We start from the raw sequence: 16,724 nt of genomic DNA, 5'->3' as shown, positions 1-16,724 counted from the left end.
CCCGTTGGACTGTTTCAGGAGGTGAGTGGATGAACACCGATCGCAGGTTGACGGTCTTGTCAGCCATCATCGAGGACTATGTGGCCACCTCCGAACCGGTCGGCAGCAAATCCCTTCTCGATCGACACGCCCTGGGCGTGTCGGCTGCAACTATCCGTAACGACATGGCAGTTCTAGAAGAGCAAGGCCTCATTGCCGCGCCCCACACCAGCGCAGGGCGTATCCCCACCGATGCGGGATACCGCCTCTTCGTAGATCGTCTAGCCCAGACCCGTTCGCTTTCCTCGGCGCAAAAAAACGCTATCGCCGGATTCCTGGAAGGTGCCGTGGACCTGGATGACGTAGTGGAACGCACGACACGCCTTCTCGCCTCTTTGACCCGCCAGGTCGCGGCCATGCAGTACCCCTCGCTCACTCGCTCTCGCGTCCAGCACATCGAACTCCTACCCCTAGGAGTCGAGCGCGTCATGCTCGTGCTCATCCTCGACTCTGGCCGCGTCGAGCAGCGACGCATCGACCTGCCCGAGGACATCGACCACACCTGGAACGCAGAAAACCTCAGCCATCTACGAGACCGCATCAACGCTGCCTCGGTCGGCTGCCTCCTGCCGGAAGCAGCCGTGGCGCTGCGTGCACACTTTGAAGAAAACATCGGTCCCGAACACACCCTGGTCGAGGTGCTGCTACGTGTCCTTAATGAGGCACTCGTCGAAGAGAGCGAAGAACGTGTGCTTCTGGTCGGGACAGGAAACCTTGCCCGCTTCGGAACAGACTTTCCTTTAAGCGTAGGCCCCGTTCTCGAAGCGCTCGAAGAACACATGGTGCTACTGCGGCTCTTCGGATCCCTCGCCGAAGGCGCCCCCGCTGGCGCGGTGGGCGTCAGCATTGGCCAAGAAAATCCACACGAAGGACTCGCATCAACATCCGTGGTCGGCACGGGATACGGCGTCGGTACCGATACTCTCGGAGGACTGGCTGTCATCGGCCCTACCCGCATGGATTACCCGGGCACCATGGCTGCGGTCCGCGCGGTCGCCAACTATGTCTCACGAATGCTCGGGTCATGAGACCCGAACCCTCTTCCCACGCCACCGTGCACAGAGGACACAAACATGGCGAGAACGCCACAAGCGCTCGCCCCAGCGACGTGAAAACCGATATGTCCCCCAGGACAAGAAGGGCTGATTGGTGAACGACTACTACGCCGACCTCGGGGTCGAGCGCGGAGCCTCCGACGAAGAAATTAAGAAGGCCTACCGGCGCAAAGCACGCAAACTTCACCCAGACGTCAACCCTGGCCCCGACGCTGAAGAACAGTTCAAAAAAATCAGCCAGGCCTACGACGTCCTCGGCGACCCAAGCAAACGCAAAGCCTACGATGCTGGCGCCGACCCCTACGCCTCCGGCGGCGACGGCTACGCAGGCAACTTCAGCTTCAGCGACATCATGGACGCCTTCTTCGGCGGCGCCACCGGCGCCACCCGCGGGCCACGCTCGCGAGTGCAACGCGGCCAAGACGCTCTCGTCCGCCTCGACATTGACCTCGCCACTGCCGTGTTCGGCGGCGAGCAAGAAATCGTCGTCGACACAGCCGAAAAATGCGGCACCTGCCACGGCGAAGGAACCGCCAACGGCACCAAACCCGTCATCTGTGACGCCTGTGGCGGAGCCGGCGAAGTGCAGCAAGTACAACGCTCCTTCCTCGGCCAAGTGATGACCAGCCGCCCCTGCACCAAATGCCAGGGATACGGAACACTCATCACCAACCCCTGCTTCGAATGCTCCGGCGAAGGACGAGTACGCACCCGCCGCACCCTGAACCTCAAAGTCCCCGCAGGCGTCGACACCGGCACCCGTATCCAGCTCTCCGGTCAAGGCGAAGTCGGCATCGGTGGCGGCCCCGCAGCAGACCTATACATCGAAATCGCTGTGCGCGCCCACCCCACCTTCCGCCGCCGCAACGACGATCTACACTGCCAGCTCCACGTACCCATGACAGCCGCAGCCCTGGGAACCACCATTTCCCTAGAAACCCTGGACGGCAACCTCGACGTACGAATCGAACCAGGAACCCAAAGCGGAGACGTACAAACTCTGCGCGGCTACGGCGTCACCCACCTGCGTGGCCAAGGGCGCGGCGACCTACTCATCCAAACAATCGTCGACACCCCCACCCGCCTAGACGCCGAACAAACCGACCTGCTCTGGCGCCTAGCAGCACTGCGCGGAGAAGAACAGCCCCAAGGAAAAGTCGGAGCCATCCAAGAAAACCACGGCCTCTTCGGCAAACTCCGAGACGCGTTCCGCGGTAAATGACCCACCTGTTCTGCCCTCTGCATCCACCCGATGCAGAGGGCAGAACACTGCTTGAGAGGAAACCGACATGACCGCGGCGATGTACCGACTCCCCACCGGATCCCTCACCCACACCGCCCCCGGAGACACCCTCACCCTGACCGGAGACGAAAAACACCACGCCGTCACCGTCAAACGCACCACGGCAGGAGAAACCATTCTCCTGGCAGACGGATCAGGCCTAGTCGCCCACGCCGAAGTCACCACCATCACCGACACCGAACTATCCGCCCGCGTCACCACCATCAACAACGACAGCTACCCAGGCCCCCGCTTCATCCTCATCCAAGCGCTCGCCAAAGGTGACCGGGACCTCCAAGCGATTGAAGCCGCCACCGAGCTAGGCGTCGACGAAATCATTCCGTGGCAATCACGCCGCGCCATCGTCCAGTGGAAAGGCCCACGAGCCGAAAAAGCACTGCGCAAATGGCAATCCCAAGTAGAAGCCGCCGCTAAACAAAGCCGACGCCCACATGCCCCCACCGTGCAACCCCACATAAGCAGCACCAGTAACCACCTCGGCAACATCGTCCGCCACGCCGACCTTGCCCTGGTTCTGCACGAAGAAGCAACCACCCCCATCACCACCATCAACCTGCCAACCAGCGGAAACATTGCCCTGTTCGTTGGCCCAGAGGGCGGCATCAGCCCCGAAGAAATCGACATCCTCACTGATGCCGGAGCCACCCCAGTCCACATGGGACGCTATGTTCTACGCGCATCCAGCGCCGGACCAGCGGCCATCGCTGCACTCTCGTGCCAACAACGCTGGAACACCCCACCAACCATGTGACCCACCCCGAGCACACAACCAACCAGAAAGACCCCACCCGGTGCCACGCATCCCACTATCCCTGGTTGACTTCTGCACCATCGGCGCCGCCGAACGCCCAGCAGATGCCATCGCCCGGTCCGTCACCATCGCCCGCACCGCAGAAACACTCGGATACCACCGCATCTGGTACGCCGAACATCACAACTTCCACAGCATCGCCTCCTCAGCACCAGCAGTGCTGATCGCGCACATCGCCGCCCACACCAACCACATCCGCCTAGGGGCCGGGGGCATCATGCTGCCCAACCACACCCCATACACAATCGCTGAACAATTCGGCACCCTGGCCGAAATACACCCCGGACGCATCGACCTGGGCCTAGGCCGCGCCCCCGGAACCGACCCACTCACCCTGCAAGCACTGCGCCGCGATCCACGAGCAGCCGACAACTTCCCCAACGACGTACAAGAACTCATCGGATTCCTCAGCGACACCACCCCCACCCACGGCGTAAAAGCCATCCCTGGCCACGGGACACACGTACCCCTATACATCCTCGGCTCCTCCCTATTCGGTGCCGAACTAGCCGCCGCGCTGGGGCTGCCCTTCGCATTCGCCTCCCACTTCGCGCCCGCAGCACTCACCGATGCGCTCCACACGTACCGAACCCAGTTCCGCCCCAGCGCCACCACACCTCACCCCTACGTGATCGTCGCAGTCAATGCCACCGCCGCCGACACCTCCACCCAAGCCCACACCATCGCCCACCACGCAATAGGCAGACAAGCAGCCGCGATGGCCTTCAAAACCCGCGACATCACCCCTGAACAGATCAACGCCGCCATGAACAGCCCACTAGGGCAGCGCGCACAAACCATGATGTCCATCCATGCCATCGGCACCGGCGAACACGTCGCCGAATACCTCACCGATCTTGCGACCCGTGTCACCGCCGACGAACTCATAGTGGCAACACGGGCCAGCAACACCGAGACTTACCTACGATCCCTGGAAATCCTCGCCTCCGCGTGGAGACTAGAACCCCCAGAAAACCTGCCGGGCTAGACCGTCACCGCAATCTTTCCGCACACATCACCAGCATCCAGACGCGCAAACGCATCCCGCACATCCTCCAACGGCACTACCGCATCCACAACAGGGCGCACCCCAGTGGCCTCCATCATCGACAACAACCCACGCAACTCAGCAGGAGTGCAGCCCGTAGAACCAATCACCGACAACTGGCGGTAAAAAATGTGCGTCATCAACGCAGGCGAAGGATCCCCGCTCGTGTTGCCACACGTCACGATCGTCCCGCCTGCCTCCACAGACATCACAGAGTGCTTCCACGTCGCAGCACCCACCGTATCCACCACCACATCGACCCGCTCAGGCAAACGCGCACCACTTTCAAACACCCCATGAGCCCCCAGCGACGCCGCGAACTCACGCTTGTGCGTAGTACGCCCCGTGGCATACACCTTGCAGCCAGCTGCCACCGCTAAAGCAATCGCCGCTGAAGACACACCTCCAGAAGACCCCTGCACCAAAACCCGCTGCCCCGGGCGAAGACGCGCTCGCGTGAAAAGCATCCGATAAGCCGTTCCCCACGCCACCGCCAACACACCGGCCTGTTCGAAAGACAACCAGTCAGGCTTATCGATGAGATTTTCCGAAGGGACAGCGACCTTCTGGGCAAGCCCACCGTCAACACGTTCAGACAAAATATGGCGCTGCGGATCCATCGTCACGTCACCGCCACCGGCATCAGCATCACCCATCACCGGGGCCAGAAGAACTTCCCGTCCCTGCGAGGTGACACCAGCAGCCTCACAGCCCAGAGTCATTGGCACCCGATCAGCAGGATGGCCCACCCCACGCAACGTCCACAGGTCATGCGGATTGACCGAACTTGCACGCACATCAACGCTCACCCACCCAGGACGAGGTTCAGGGGCAGGAACATCAACTATTTCCAAACCATCGAGAGGAGATTCAGGATTCTGGGACATCACTCGTGCTGCTCGCATATACCCCACTGTGCACCCCCAAAGCCGCTACGTCCTGTGCATGAGGTAAGTAGTGGCGAACGCCTCGTTGACTTCAAATGCGTAGACTTGCAGGCACGATGAGCGATCAACCACCTATCGATGACTACCCAAGCGATGCAGGAGCAGACACGGCTCAGCCAAGCTCGGCACGCCTCGACACAGCCCTCGAAGCCATCCCCTCTGGCCACGAGCACAACCCGGACAGCCACAAACTTGCCATAGTGGTGCCCGAAAATCTTTCAATGGCAGCTCTGCTCGGTGCCCACGACACAGTTCTACGTGCTATCGAACGAGCCTTCCCTCACGTTGACATTTACGTTCGCGGCAACGAACTGACTGCCGAGGGCAGCAACGACGAACTCGCCATCCTAGAAAAACTCATCAACGAACTCCTCCACATCCTCCACGCCGGAAGACACCTGGACAAAGACGCCGTTGAGCGCTCCGTGCGCATGCTGCGCGAAAACACCAAAGAACGCCCCGCCGACGTCCTGACCACCAACATCATCTCCAGTCGCGGCACCACCATCCGCCCCAAAACACTGGGCCAAAAACGCTACGTCGACGCCATCGACACCCACACCGTCAACTTCGGTATCGGCCCGGCAGGAACCGGCAAAACCTACCTCGCCATGGCCAAAGCAGTGCAAGCGCTGCAAGCCAAACAAGTCAACCGCATCATCCTCACCCGACCAGCGGTCGAAGCAGGCGAAAAACTCGGCTTCCTCCCCGGCACCCTCACCGACAAAATCGACCCCTACCTGCGCCCGCTCTACGACGCACTCCACGACATGGTTGACCCTGACTCCATCCCACGACTCATGGCCACCGGAACCATCGAAGTCGCACCACTAGCATTCATGCGCGGGCGCACCATCAACGACGCCTTCATCATTCTCGACGAGGCGCAAAACACCACCCCAGAACAGATGAAGATGTTCCTCACCCGCCTCGGATTTGGCAGCAAGATCGTTGTCACTGGCGACATCACCCAAGTCGACCTACCCGGCGGAACCCAATCTGGCCTGCGTGTGGTCCACAACATCCTGGCCAATATCGAAGACATCCACTTCTCCTACCTCACCGCCGAAGATGTCGTCCGACACCGGCTCGTCGGAGAAATCGTCGAAGCCTACGGTCGCTGGGACGCCACCCACCAACAACCCCAGACACGCCGCCACAACCCCCACACCACCACCGAACACCCCGCGCAGGAGCACCAGTGAGCATCGAAATCCTCAACGAGACCGACATCAAGGTCGACGAGGTAGAGCTCGTCGCCTGCGCCCGCTACGTCATGGAAGAAATGCGCGTGCACCCCCGCGCTGAACTCTCCATCCGACTTGTCGATGAAGACGCCATGAGCACCCTCCACGTGCGCTGGATGGACCTCGAAGGCCCCACCGACGTCATGAGCTTCCCCATGGACGAACTCACCCCCGCCCCCGAAGGCGAAACCCCCATCGAAGGAGTCCTCGGCGACATCGTTATCTGCCCCTCCATCGCCGAACGCCAAGCCAACGAAGCAGGACACAGCACCATCGAAGAAATCCTGCTGCTACTCACCCACGGCATCCTCCACCTCCTGGGCTACGACCACGCAGAACCAGAAGAAGAAAAAGAAATGTTCGAGCTGCAGCGCACCCTCCTACTGACCTTCCTGGCCACACGCCGCCCCGAGACCAACTGATGTGGATGCTTGTCGGGGGCGTCATCCTCGCCCTCGTCTTCTCATATCTGCTCAAAGCGGCCGAAATGGCCTTCCGACGCATGTCCCCCTCACACGTCAAGGCCCTCCTTGACGATGAACGACACGGCGCCGAACAACTACGACGCATCACCGAAGACTCCGCCGCCTACCTGTCAGTCACCTCGTTCTGCCGCACCACGCTAGAAATGACCGCAGCAGTCCTAGCCACCATGGGATTCGCGACCATATACGGCGCCGCATGGCAAACCTACGCGTACTCCATCCTCGTCATGGTGGTGGCATCCTTCGTCATCGTCGGCGTCTCACCAGCCACCATCGGGATACAACACGCAGAAACCATCTCCCTATGGTCCGCCCCATGGGTAGTGCGGCTACGGCGCCTGCTAGCACCCGTATCACGCCTACTCATCGCCTTCGGTAACGCTGTCACCCCCGGCAAGGGATACGTCGACGGACCTTTTGAATCCGAAGCCGAACTGCGTGACCTCGTCGACCTCGCTGGTGAATCATCCATCATCGCCGAAGGCGAACGCTCCATGCTTCACTCAGTCATCGACCTCGGCGACACCGTAGTCCGCGAAGTCATGGTGCCTCGCACCGACATGATCACCATCGCCCGCACCAAAAACCTTTCCCAAGCCATGAGCCTGTTCCTGCGCAGCGGCTTCTCCCGCGTACCCGTCATCGGAGAAAACAGCGACGACCCCCTGGGCCTGCTCTACTTCAAAGACGTAGCTGGACGCATCCACATGGACCACGAAGCCAACTGGCTCCCCGTCACCGACCTCATGCGCCCAGTGCCCTTCGTCCCCGAAAGCAAATCCGCAGACCTCCTCCTGCAAGAAATGCAACGCGACCAAACCCACATGGCACTCGTCGTCGACGAATACGGCGGCACAGCTGGCCTTGTCACCATCGAAGACATCATCGAAGAAATCGTCGGCGAAATCTCCGACGAACACGATCCAGAAGAACGCCGCGTCGAAGACCTCGGCGAAGGACGCAAACGCATCCCCGCTGAACTACCCATCGACGACCTCGAAGCCCTCTACGACATCACCCTGGACCCAGAAGAAATCGACGACGTTGACACCGTCGGTGGCCTACTGGGCAAAGCTCTAGGCCGTGTCCCTATCCTCGGGTCCAGCGCAACCATCGGCGGCCTCGAACTCACCGCCGACCGAATGAGCGGAAGAAAACACCGCATCGACACCCTCATCGTCGCCCCTGCACCACCGGTCGACACCATCAACGAAACACCCACAGATAACGCCCCCGCACCAGCAGGAAGCGTTGACCAGAACAAGGAGCACCACTGATGACCGCACGCGAACCCGACACCACGAACTACCGAGCCGGATTCGCCTGCCTCGTAGGACGACCCAACGCAGGTAAATCCACACTCACCAACGCCATCGTCGGCGACAAAGTCGCCATCACCTCCAACAAACCCCAAACCACCCGCCACACCATCCGCGGCGTCCACACCACCACCACCGCCCAACTCATCCTCGTCGACACCCCCGGACTACACAAACCCCGCACCCTCCTCGGCGAACGCCTCAACGACCTCGTCCGCGAAACCCTCCTCGACGTAGACGTCGTCGGCTTCTGCCTACCCGCCGACCAACGCGTCGGCCCCGGCGACCAATTCATCGCACGCGAACTAGCCGACCTACGCCGCGTCAAGAAAAAACCCGTCGTCGCCATCGCCACTAAAGCCGACCTCGTCGACCGCGAACGCCTAGCCCAACACCTCATCGACATCGACCAACTAGGCGACTGGAGCGACATCGTTCCCTGCTCAGCCACCACCGGCAAACAGGTCGACGACGTCATCGACATCATCTCCACACACCTACCAGCCTCACCACAGCTGTACCCCACCGGCATGCTCTCCGACGAATCCGACGACGTCATGGTCGCCGAACTCATCCGCGAAGCAGCACTAGAAGGAGTTCGCGACGAACTCCCACACAGTCTCGCCGTCGTCGTCGAAGAAATGGTTCCCCGCGAAAACCGCCCCGCCCACGCACCACTGATGGACGTACGCGTCAACGTGTACGTCGAACGCGACAGCCAAAAAGCCATCATCATCGGCCGCGGCGGCGCCCGACTACGCGAAGTAGGCACCCGCGCCCGCACCCAAATCGAACAACGCCTCGGCCAAAAGATCTACCTCGACCTGCACGTCAAAGTCGCCAAAGACTGGCAACGCGACCCACGCCAACTCCGCAAACTCGGCTTCTAACCCACACCGGGGACGGCACACAGCCGTCCCCGGAACCACACTACCTACGTAAGAAAACAACCGTGGCCATAGAAAACACCCAAAAACCCAGCGGCATGCCTACCAGCAAATACACGCCCTTCCACGAACACATCACCGTGGACCTGCCCGAGCGCACCTGGCCATCTGCGCGCATCACCAAAGCCCCCCGATGGGCCTCAGTCGACCTACGCGACGGCAACCAAGCACTCATCGAACCCATGGACGCCGAACGCAAACTCCGCTTCTTCCAGCTCCTGGTCGACATCGGCTACAAAGAAATCGAAATCGGCTTCCCCTCCGCCAGCCAAACCGAATTCGACTTCTGCCGCCGCCTCATCGAAGAAAACCACATCCCCGACGACGTCACCATCCAAGTGCTTACCCAAGCACGCGACCACCTCGTCCACCGCACCTACGACGCCATCAACGGCGCCAAAAAAGCCATCATCCACTTCTACAACCCCACCTCCATCCTCCAACGACGCGTCGTCTTCAACACAGACGTCGAAGGCATCACCGCCTTAGCAGTCAACACCGCCAAGCTATGCCGCCAACTCGAAACCCTCATCCCCAACACCACCATCACCTACGAATACAGCCCCGAATCCTTTACCGGAACCGAACTCGACGTCGCACTCCACGTCTGCAACGCTGTCATCGCCGAATTCGACCCCACCCCACAGCGGCCCATGATCATCAACCTACCCGCCACGGTCGAAACAGCCACCCCCAACGTCTACGCCGACGCCGTCGAATACATGCACCGCAACCTGGACCGCAGAGAATCCATCATCCTCTCCCTACATCCCCATAACGACCGCGGAACCAGCATCGCCGCAGCCGAACTCGGATACATGGCCGGCGCAGACCGCATCGAAGGATGCCTCTTCGGCAACGGCGAACGCACCGGAAACGTCGACCTCGTCACCCTCGGCCTCAACCTCTTCAGCCAAGGCATCGACCCCCAGATCGACTTCTCCGACATCGACCGCATCCGCTCCACCGTCGAATACTGCAACCAACTACCCGTCCACCAACGCCACCCCTATGGCGGCGAACTCGTCTTCACCGCCTTCTCCGGATCACACCAAGACGCCATCAAAAAAGGCTTCGAAAACATGGCCGCACACGCAGCCAACACCGGCAAAAACACCGGCGAACTGACCTGGAGCGTCCCCTACCTACCCATCGACCCCCACGACATAGGCCGCTCCTACGAAGCCATCGTCCGCGTCAACAGCCAATCAGGAAAAGGCGGCGTCGCCTACCTCCTCGCCACCCAGTACGCCCTCGAACTACCACGACGCCTCCAAATCGAAATCCAACGCGTCGTACAACACCACACCGACACACACGGCGGAGAAATGACCGCCCCCCACATCTGGAAAATCTTCAGCAACGAATACCTCCCCGGAACAAGCACCGGACAAGACACCTGGGGACGCTTCATATCCCGATCCGTTCACCTAGACTCCGACCGACTCGGCGCCAACATTGTCACCGCCACCCTCACCGACAACGGCCGAACCATCCACCTCGAAGGCCACGGAAACGGCCCCATCAACGCCTTCACCGCAGCCCTAGCCAACTACGGCATCGACGTCCGTGTCCTGGACTACGCCGAACACGCTATGTCAGCAGGCGGAGACGCCCGCGCCGCCGCCTACGTCGAATGCGCCGTCGCCGGCCGCGTCCTGTGGGGCGTAGGCATCCACAACTCCATCGTTACCGCCTCCATCCAAGCCATCCTCTCCGCCGTCAACCGAGCAGAACGCGACGGAGACCTCACCACCTAAACCTCAACCACCACACCCACCGTCTGGCACAGTGAACAGCATGGACGTACTCGGCATGCCGCTGCAGACCTGGGTCAACAAAACCCCCGTCATCGCAGACCTGATCAACCTGCGAGAAACGGCATGGTTCAACCCCGCCCGCACTAACACCCATACCGCCCTAGCCGACGTAGGGCTCACCCTCGCAGACATCGACGACGCCGCCACCCGACTCCAACGATTCGCCCCCTACCTCGCCGCAGCCTTCCCCGCCCTAGAAGCCACCAACGGCATCATCGAATCGCCCATCACACCAGCCCCACAACTCCAAAACACCCTCAACCACACATACCAAACCCCACTACCCGGACAGCTCTGGCTCAAACGTGACGACTGCCTACCCGTCAGCGGATCCATCAAAGCCCGCGGCGGCATCCACGAAGTACTCCAACACGCCGAACATCTTGCCCACACCGCCGGACTGCTTGACTACTCCTGCGACTACCGCGTTTTGGCAACCCCACCAGCCCGCAACCTATTCAGCCAACACACCATCGCCGTAGGGTCTACCGGCAACCTCGGCCTATCCATCGGAATCATGGCCGCCACACTCGGCTTCAACACCATCGTCCACATGTCCGCCGACGCCAGGCAATGGAAAAAAGACCTCCTTACCGCACAAGGAGTAGACGTCCGCGAATACGAAGCCGACTACTCCGCAGCCGTCGCCGCCGGACGCGCTGAAGCAGCAAACGACCCATTCGCCCACTTCATCGACGACGAAAACTCCACCAAACTATTTTGCGGCTACGCCGTAGCCGCACGACGCGTAGCGGCCCAACTACGCGCCGCGAACGTACGCGTCGACACCGAACACCCACTGTTCGTCTACCTGCCCTGCGGAGTCGGAGGAGGCCCAGGAGGCGTCGCCTTCGGACTACTCACCGAATTCGGCGACGCAGTGCACCCCATCTTCGCCGAACCCACCCACTCACCATGCATGCTCCTAGGCGTCGCCACCGGCCAACACGACGCCATCTGCGTTGGTGATTTCGGCATCGACAACCGCACCGCCGCCGACGGACTGGCCGTAGGTCGCCCCTCCGGATTCGTCGGACGCGCCATGCAGCGCCTCCTCGACGGCTTCTACACCATCGAAGACAACCACCTATTCACACTCCTAACCCTCCTGCACGAAACCGAAAACATCGCCGCCGAACCCTCCGCCGCCGCAAGCCTGCCCGGACCCTGGCACGTCGCCACAGCCACCGAATACCGCGAACGCCTAGGAATCACCGACACCCACATGAACAACGCAACCCACCTCGCCTGGCTCACCGGCGGAGCCATGGTTCCCCCAGAGATCATGAACACCTACCTCTCCCACAACCACTCACCCCAGTAACCCCAGCACACACCGCCGCGCCACTACGCAGATACCCACCACCCTGAAACACTGGAGCAATGAAGATCGCCACACGCGTGCTCGCCGCTCTAGGACTTCTTTTCATCGCTTTAACCATCGCGGCAGTGGTCGCCTTCATGACCTGGTCCAGACCAGCAACATCGGCAACAACCACCCCCACCGCACCGGCCAGTCCCTCTCACCTAGCCCAAGGCGAATACAGCGCCAACAACCTCACCTTCGCCGCACCACAACTCGACACCTCCTCAGGCACCATCACCGACGTCCACCTCACCGCTGGGAACTTCGTCAACACCAGCAAGGGAAAACGCATCGACAACTTCAAAGCAAACGCCCTGGTCCCCTTCACCACCGTCCAAAACAAAATCGGTAACGGTGTCACCATCACCCCCACCGGAGATGGAAAAATCACCACCCGCACAACCTTCGAAATCCTCGGCCGACAACTGACCCTCACCGGAACAGGAACCATGACCGCCGACGCCGGACGCCTCGTCTTCAACCCCTCTGCCATCGGATTCCACGAAGGCCCCCCAGGACTGAACGTCCCCGAATGGGCTGCCGGGCGCCTCCGCTTCGCCATCCCCGTCCCTGCCCTACCTGAAAACGCCACCATCACAAACATCACCACCGAAAACACCGGATTCCGCATCCACCTGGCCGGTAGCCAACTACAACTACCCTCCTAAACCACACGCGAGCACCGCAGACACATCGAGGCGACAGCCACACACGGGGCACCCAACACGACTACGACAGAATGATCAGGTGCCCCTCTACCGCGAAGCCGCCATCGTGCTCAGAACCACCAAGCTCGCAGAGGCCGACCGCATCATCACCCTCCTCGGCCGCGAACGAGGACTCATCCGCGCCGTTGGCAAAGGAATCCGCAAGACACGCAGCCGCTTCGGAGCCCGCCTTGAACCCGGACTCGTTATCGACGCGCAGTTCTACGAAGGACGCAATCTCGACACCGTCACCCAAGTCGAAGTTCTCGCCCCCTACGGAGAACGAATCACCCGCGACTACGACGCCTGGACCGCCATGATCGCCATGCTCGAAGCCGCTGAACGATTCGGCCAAGAAACCACCAACTCCAGAAACCAATTCACCCTTCTAGCAGGCGCACTCGCCTCCATAGCGGCCGGGGAGCATGACATCTCAATGACCCTCGATGCCTACCTCCTACGCTCAGTCGCCCTCGCAGGCTGGGCACCAAGCTTCCACGACTGCGCAAAATGTGGAGCAACTGGCCCCCACAAAGCCTTCAACCTCACCGCCGGCGGAACCCTCTGCCCCCACTGCCGCATCCCCGGATCAGCTACCCCCGCCCTGGCCACCCTCACCATGCTCGGCGCCCTCCTCGAAGGAGACTGGGATACAGCCGAACAAATAGCTGAACCGCGATACCGCCGCGAAGGATCTGGCCTCGTACGCGCCTACGTGCAATGGCACCTAGAACGAGGAGTCCGCGCCCTGAAATACGTCGAACGCAACTAACCCAGCCCACACCCCAACCTCCAGCAGTTGCCCTCCATTGGCCCGGAGCGGGATGATCACACCCATGAGCAGCGAATACGCCCGCCCCTACCCGCACCCAAGTGGAGCAACTGCCCCCCAGATCCCCGCCAAATTCCTCCCCAAACACGTCGCCATCGTCATGGATGGCAACGGACGCTGGGCCAACCAGCGCGGACTCTCACGCACCAAAGGACATGAAGCAGGCGAGGCAGCGCTGCTGGACGTCGTCGCCGGCGCCATCGAAGCCAATATCACCCACCTGTCGGCATACGCCTTCTCCACCGAAAACTGGAAGCGCTCACCTGAAGAAGTGGCCTTCCTCATGGGGTTCAACCGCGACGTCATCCGCCGCCGCCGCGACCAACTCAACGAATGGGGAGTACGGATGCGCTGGGTTGGCCGCCGCCCCCGACTATGGAAATCCGTCATCAGCGAGCTTGAGATCGCCCAAGAGATGACCAAAGACAACACTGGCCTGACCCTCTACTTCTGCGTCAACTACGGCGGCCGCGCTGAACTAGGCGACGCAGCACGGGAAATTGCTCGCAAGGTCGCGGCAGGACAGCTCAACCCAGACAAAGTCGATGAGCGCACCATCGCTGCTCACCTCACTGAACCAGACATGCCTGACGTTGACCTGTTCGTGCGAAGCTCTGGCGAACAGCGCACCAGTAACTTCCTCCTCTGGCAAAGCGCCTACGCAGAGATGGTGTTCCAAGACACCCTGTGGCCCGACTACGACAGGACAACGCTGTGGAATGCCATCGAGCAATACGCCAGGCGCGACCGTCGCTATGGGGGAGCGGTCGACACTCCCGCCGTATGAGAACTAACTCATACCCACAGCAAAAGTGAATATTAATGCGCACCTATGCATATAGTTAGGTGTATGTCCACAGTTCTAACAAAACTCCCGGTCGGCAAAAACATCGGCTTAGCCTTCTCTGGCGGCCTCGACACCTCCGTCGCCGTGGCCTGGATGCGTGAGAACGGCGCCGTCCCCTGCACGTACACCGCGAACATCGGGCAATACGATGAACCCGACATCGCCTCACTACCAGGACGTGCACGGGACTACGGCGCCGACATCGCACGCCTCATCGACTGCCGTGAAACACTCGTCGAAGAAGGCATCACCGCCATCGCCACCGGCGCATTCCACATCCGTTCTGGCGGGCGCACCTACTTCAACACCACCCCCATCAGCCGCGCAGTCACCGGCACCATGCTTGTACGCGCCATGAAAGAAGATGGCATCGACATCTGGGGCGACGGATCAACATACAAAGGCAACGACATCGAGCGGTTCTACCGCTATGGCCTTCTTGCCAACCCCCACCTGACCATCTACAAACCCTGGCTCGATGAAGAGTTCGTCACCCAACTCGGCGGACGCCACGAAATGAGCCAATGGCTCACCGAACGCGACTTGCCCTACCGGGAAACCCAAGAAAAGGCCTACTCCACCGACGCCAACATTTGGGGAGCCACCCACGAAGCTAAAACCCTCGAACACCTCAACACCAGCCTCGAAACCATCAGCCCCATCATGGGAGTCCGCTTCTGGGACCCCGAGGTTGACATCCCCACCGAAGACATCTGCATCACCTTCGAACAGGGACGCCCCACCGCCATCAACGACACGGTCTACCCCAACCCAGTTGACCTAGTCATCGAAGCAAATGCCATTGGCGGACGCCACGGCCTGGGAATGAGCGACCAGATCGAAAACCGCATCATCGAAGCAAAATCCCGTGGCATCTATGAAGCTCCCGGAATGGCTCTGCTGCACATCGCCTACGAACGCCTCGTCAACGCCATCCATAACGAAGACACCATCACTGCGTATCACACGCAGGGACGCGCACTCGGGCGCCTGATGTACGAAGGGCGCTGGCTCGACCCGCAATCCCTCATGCTGCGTGAATCACTCCAGCGGTGGGTCGGGTCAGCTATTTCCGGCACCGTGACACTGCGCCTGCGCCGCGGTGAGGATTACTCCATCCTCGATACCGTCGGTGAAAAACTCAGCTACCACCCCGACAAACTCTCCATGGAGCGTGTCGAAAACGCAGCTTTCGGACCAACCGACCGTATCGGGCAACTCACGATGCGTAACCTCGACATCGCTGACTCACGGTCGCGGCTAGAGGCATACGCTGAACAAGGAATTCTTCCCAATACTGAAGAACAGAACGGTTCCACACGGGCGCTGACAGCTATGCATAGCGCAAGCAGCCATCACACCCCTGTGCATGCAGGTTCCTAGAGGGGCATAAACCGGATAAGAGCAATTCCCAGGGCAAACACCGCGACTGCGGCTCGTACGGCACGTCCAGGAACTGGCAGGTACTTCCAGCTGACAATGCCGAGAAAGATAAACAGTGCGAACCCAGTGCCAAAAAGAACCATTCCGATGCTGCCTGCAATAACAAGTCCGGAGGCAACAAGCAGACTTACCGCGGCAGCCCACATCCATGCCGGTACTTTGACCAGCACTGCGGCGGCCCTGTCAGTGCCCTTCAAAGCAGGTTTGGATGCCGATGCAGCAGAGCAGCCAGCTGGAACGGTAGGTGGGGTAGCGCAACTGGAAGATTGACCGGATGCTGCAGCAACGCCACCTGAGCCACATCCTCCATCTGTGGAGCGCGAGCACCCGCCACAGCCAACGGCTGCGCCGCTGGCGGGGTTGGCTGCGTCCTCGTGAAGACCGTTATCGGTGCCGGGGCGCTGCGCAGGTGAGGTCATATCTTGATCCTATGCCAATGGCCACCGACTGACATCTTGTCGGTGGCCATTGGCTGCTGTGTAGCTCGCCGCTGCGCGGCAGGTACGCG

At 60.8% G+C, this 16,724-nt stretch carries 16 protein-coding genes; 14 read left to right on the top strand and 2 right to left on the bottom strand.

What is annotated here, in order from left to right:
• Nucleotides 1-29: 29 nt before the first annotated feature.
• From hrcA to AC2T9U_RS06275, 4 genes are all read left to right on the top strand, one after another.
• Nucleotides 30-1,067 (top strand): heat-inducible transcriptional repressor HrcA, encoded by a 1,038-nt coding sequence (gene hrcA / locus AC2T9U_RS06290; protein WP_208303367.1) that lies wholly within the window; start codon nucleotides 30-32, stop codon nucleotides 1,065-1,067.
• Nucleotides 1,068-1,188: 121 nt separating this feature from the next.
• Nucleotides 1,189-2,316 carry a molecular chaperone DnaJ gene (gene dnaJ / locus AC2T9U_RS06285; protein WP_115030165.1) on the top strand — a complete coding sequence of 376 codons (1,128 nt, stop codon included), beginning with the start codon at nucleotides 1,189-1,191 and terminating at the stop codon, nucleotides 2,314-2,316.
• Nucleotides 2,317-2,383: 67 nt separating this feature from the next.
• Complete coding sequence (locus AC2T9U_RS06280) at nucleotides 2,384-3,148, top strand: 16S rRNA (uracil(1498)-N(3))-methyltransferase (RefSeq protein WP_208303368.1); 765 nt, start codon at nucleotides 2,384-2,386, stop codon at nucleotides 3,146-3,148.
• 40 nt (nucleotides 3,149-3,188) lie between these two features.
• On the top strand, nucleotides 3,189-4,196 hold the full coding sequence (locus tag AC2T9U_RS06275) for an LLM class flavin-dependent oxidoreductase (RefSeq protein ID WP_493695544.1): 1,008 nt from the start codon (nucleotides 3,189-3,191) through the stop codon (nucleotides 4,194-4,196).
• Here AC2T9U_RS06275 and AC2T9U_RS06270 read toward each other — a convergent pair.
• Nucleotides 4,193-5,161: a zinc-binding dehydrogenase gene (locus tag AC2T9U_RS06270; protein WP_115030172.1), complete on the bottom strand. Its 969-nt coding sequence runs from the start codon at nucleotides 5,159-5,161 to the stop codon at nucleotides 4,193-4,195. The two genes, AC2T9U_RS06275 and AC2T9U_RS06270, sit on opposite strands and share 4 nt — an antisense overlap.
• A gap of 98 nt (nucleotides 5,162-5,259) precedes the next feature.
• Here AC2T9U_RS06270 and AC2T9U_RS06265 point away from each other — a divergent pair, with 98 nt between their 5' ends.
• From AC2T9U_RS06265 to argG, 10 genes are all read left to right on the top strand, one after another.
• On the top strand, nucleotides 5,260-6,408 hold the full coding sequence (locus tag AC2T9U_RS06265) for a PhoH family protein (protein ID WP_493695543.1): 1,149 nt from the start codon (nucleotides 5,260-5,262) through the stop codon (nucleotides 6,406-6,408).
• The gene (gene ybeY, locus AC2T9U_RS06260) at nucleotides 6,405-6,872 is read left to right on the top strand and encodes an rRNA maturation RNase YbeY (RefSeq protein ID WP_028327722.1); all 468 of its coding nucleotides are present in this window, start codon (nucleotides 6,405-6,407) and stop codon (nucleotides 6,870-6,872) included. Before AC2T9U_RS06265 ends, ybeY begins: the two co-directional genes overlap by 4 nt.
• Before the next feature lie 5 nt (nucleotides 6,873-6,877).
• Nucleotides 6,878-8,212: a hemolysin family protein gene (locus AC2T9U_RS06255; RefSeq protein ID WP_493695542.1), complete on the top strand. Its 1,335-nt coding sequence runs from the start codon at nucleotides 6,878-6,880 to the stop codon at nucleotides 8,210-8,212.
• Nucleotides 8,212-9,144 carry a GTPase Era gene (era, locus tag AC2T9U_RS06250; RefSeq protein WP_115030178.1) on the top strand — a complete coding sequence of 311 codons (933 nt, stop codon included), beginning with the start codon at nucleotides 8,212-8,214 and terminating at the stop codon, nucleotides 9,142-9,144. The genes AC2T9U_RS06255 and era overlap by 1 nt, the downstream gene beginning before the upstream one ends.
• A 95-nt stretch (nucleotides 9,145-9,239) precedes the next feature.
• Entirely contained in the window at nucleotides 9,240-10,961 is a 1,722-nt protein-coding gene (gene leuA, locus AC2T9U_RS06245; protein ID WP_208304391.1) for a 2-isopropylmalate synthase, read from the top strand.
• Nucleotides 10,962-11,001: 40 nt separating this feature from the next.
• Nucleotides 11,002-12,345: a D-serine ammonia-lyase gene (gene dsdA, locus AC2T9U_RS06240; protein ID WP_493695541.1), complete on the top strand. Its 1,344-nt coding sequence runs from the start codon at nucleotides 11,002-11,004 to the stop codon at nucleotides 12,343-12,345.
• Between the two features lie 59 nt (nucleotides 12,346-12,404).
• Nucleotides 12,405-13,055 carry an LmeA family phospholipid-binding protein gene (locus AC2T9U_RS06235; protein ID WP_493695540.1) on the top strand — a complete coding sequence of 217 codons (651 nt, stop codon included), beginning with the start codon at nucleotides 12,405-12,407 and terminating at the stop codon, nucleotides 13,053-13,055.
• 79 nt (nucleotides 13,056-13,134) lie between these two features.
• Entirely contained in the window at nucleotides 13,135-13,866 is a 732-nt protein-coding gene (gene recO, locus AC2T9U_RS06230; RefSeq protein WP_115030184.1) for a DNA repair protein RecO, read from the top strand.
• Nucleotides 13,867-13,918: 52 nt separating this feature from the next.
• Entirely contained in the window at nucleotides 13,919-14,713 is a 795-nt protein-coding gene (locus AC2T9U_RS06225; protein WP_493695539.1) for an isoprenyl transferase, read from the top strand.
• A 63-nt stretch (nucleotides 14,714-14,776) separates the two neighbouring features.
• The gene (gene argG, locus AC2T9U_RS06220) at nucleotides 14,777-16,156 is read left to right on the top strand and encodes an argininosuccinate synthase (RefSeq protein ID WP_493695538.1); all 1,380 of its coding nucleotides are present in this window, start codon (nucleotides 14,777-14,779) and stop codon (nucleotides 16,154-16,156) included.
• On the opposite strand, the gene AC2T9U_RS06215 is transcribed toward argG, so the two are convergent.
• A complete protein-coding gene (locus AC2T9U_RS06215; protein WP_493695537.1) occupies nucleotides 16,153-16,635 on the bottom strand; it encodes a hypothetical protein in 483 nt (160 codons plus the stop codon). The two genes, argG and AC2T9U_RS06215, sit on opposite strands and share 4 nt — an antisense overlap.
• Between the last annotated feature and the right edge of the window lie 89 nt (nucleotides 16,636-16,724).

The organism is Dermatophilus sp. B7861-1, from assembly GCF_058996045.1.
The sequence above is the reverse complement of the archived record's forward strand: the minus strand, read 5'-3'. Positions and strand labels throughout refer to the sequence as shown.